Annotated in this window: 2 protein-coding genes and 1 pseudogene; all 3 read left to right on the forward strand. The window is 72.3% G+C overall.

The genetic code is table 11. The features are described 5' to 3' along the window. Nucleotides 1-992 (forward strand): aldo/keto reductase (locus VP06_RS31465; protein ID WP_048467762.1); only part of this gene is annotated, 992 nt, incomplete at its 5' end. Between the two features lie 22 nt (nt 993-1014). Continuing rightward, the gene (locus VP06_RS31470) at nt 1015-1836 is read left to right on the forward strand and encodes an amidohydrolase family protein (RefSeq protein WP_048467763.1); all 822 of its coding nucleotides are present in this window, start codon (nt 1015-1017) and stop codon (nt 1834-1836) included. Between the two features lie 12 nt (nt 1837-1848). Next, nucleotides 1849-2169: pseudogene (locus VP06_RS31475) on the forward strand (L-rhamnose mutarotase). The last annotated feature ends 59 nt before the right edge of the window (nt 2170-2228 follow it).

Here is a 2228-nt window from a genome sequence, read left to right on the forward strand (position 1 = left end):
CCGCCACCCCCCGCCGCCACGCCCGCACCGGTGTCACCGTCACCGCCCTCGGGCTCGGCGGCGCGCAGATGGGCGGCCTCTTCCAGGCGACGAGCCTCGACGAGGCCGCGGGCGCGTTCCGGGCGGCCTGGGACCGGGGCGTGCGCTACTACGACACCGCGCCGTTCTACGGCTTCACCCGCGCGGAGCGCCGCCTCGGCACGCTCCTCACGGAACAGCCGCGCGACCGCTACATCGTGAGCACCAAGGTCGGCCGCGTGATGGTGCCGGACCCGACGGTCGGTCCGATGGAGGAGGGCTATGCCGACCCGCTGCCCTTCCGCCCGACCTTCGATTACAGCCATGACGGCGTGCTGCGCGCCTTCGAGGCGAGCCGGCAGCGCCTCGGTCTCCTCGCGCCCGACATCCTCTATGTTCACGATATCGGCCGCGTTACCCATGGCGAGCGCCACGCCCATCATTGGGAGCAACTGACGACCGGCGGCGGGTTCCGGGCCTTGATGCGGCTGCGCGAGGAAGGCGCCGTGCGGGCGGTCGGCCTCGGCGTCAACGAGTGGGAGATCGTCGCCGACGCCATCGCGGTGGCCGATCTCGACCTCTGCATGCTGGCCGGCCGCTACACGCTCCTGGAGCAGGACAGCCTGCCGCTGATGGATGCCTGCGCCCGCCGCGGCATCGGGATCGCGGTGGCCGGCGCCTTCAATTCCGGGCTGCTCGCCGGCCAGACCACCTACAACTACGCCGAGGCGCCGCCCGCCCTCGTGGCCCGGACGCAAACCCTGCGCGCGGCCTGTGCCGAGGAGGGGGTGCGGCTGGAGGCGGCGGCGCTGCAATTCCCGCTCCTGCACCCGGCGACCCTCACCGTCGTGACCGGCACCCGGAACGCCGCGCAGGTCGAGGCCAACACGACCTGGTTCGCGGATGCCCTCCCGGACGGCTTCTGGGCCCGGCTGAAGGCACGCGGCCTCATCGACGAGGCCGCCCCGATCTGAGCCCCCCGGTTTCGAGCCTGCCATGCCCATCGACGCCCATCACCATCTCTGGCGTCTCGCCGACCGGATCGGCCACTGGCCGCCGCCGGACCTCGCGGCTATCCACCGCGACTTCACCCTCGACGATCTGACGCCACTCCTCGCCGCGGGCGGCATCGACGGCACGGTGCTGGTCCAGACCCTGGAGGACGAGGCCGAGACCGCGGCGATGCTGGCGCTCGCCGCCCGTGCGCCGGTCATCCGCGGGGTCGTCGGCTGGACCGACCTGACGGCGCCGGACGCGGCCGCGCGCATCGCCCGCCTCGCCGGCGACCCGCACCTGAAGGGCCTGCGCCCGATGGTGCAGGACCATCCGGACGACGCCTGGATCGCCGACCCGGTCCTCGCGCCGGCCATCGACGCGATGGTGGCCCACGGCCTGGCCTTCGACGCCCTGGTGCGTCCGCGCCAGCTCTCGGCTCTGCTGACCTTCGCCGCGCGCCATCCCGCTTTGCGCATCGTCGTCGACCACGGCGCGAAGCCGGAGATCGCGGCCGGCGGCACGCCCGGATGGCGGGAGGCCCTGGCGGCTTTGGCCGCCCGGCCGAACGTCTGGTGCAAGCTCTCCGGCCTCCTGACCGAGGCAGGGGAGGGCGGTTCCGACTCGGTGCGCCCCTATGCCGAGACGATCCTCGGTCTGTTCGGTCCCGCCCGGGTGCTATGGGGCAGCGACTGGCCGGTGCTCACCCTCGCGGGGACCTACGAGGACTGGCTCCGGTACTGCCGGACCCTGGTGCCGCCCGCCGATCACGACGCGGTGTTCGGCAGCAACGCACTCTCCTTCTACCGGCTCGATCAAGGCTGAGGAGCGGCCGAGATGCAACGCATGGGCATGGTCATCGGCGTGACCCCGGACCAGATCGCGACCTACAAGCGCCTGCGCACGAGGCGGTGTGGCCGGAGGTGCTGGACCTGATCAGCCGCTGCAACATCCGCAACGACACGATCTTCCTGCGCGAGCCGGAGAAGCTGCTGTTCGGCACCTGGGAATACCACGGCACCGACTTCAAGGCCGACATGGCGAAGATGGCGGCCGATGCGAAGAACCAGGACTGGTGGACTCTGACCATCCCGTGCCAGCGGCCCTTCGAGAGCCGGGGAGAGGGCGACGATGGAGGAGGTGTTCCACCACGATTGAGGGGCCGGCGCTCGCCCGCCCGTCGCGCGCGGGCCCGGCCTCGATCGCGGCGGCGAGGT

Origin of the sequence: Methylobacterium aquaticum (assembly GCF_001043915.1) — a bacterium.
Lineage (GTDB): Bacteria > Pseudomonadota > Alphaproteobacteria > Rhizobiales > Beijerinckiaceae > Methylobacterium > Methylobacterium aquaticum.

Bases quoted from the DNA above. Each gene is read 5' to 3' on its own strand.
- VP06_RS31470 (WP_048467763.1), top strand. From the start codon at position 1,015: ATGCCCATCGACGCCCATCACCATCTCTGGCGTCTCGCCGACCGGATC.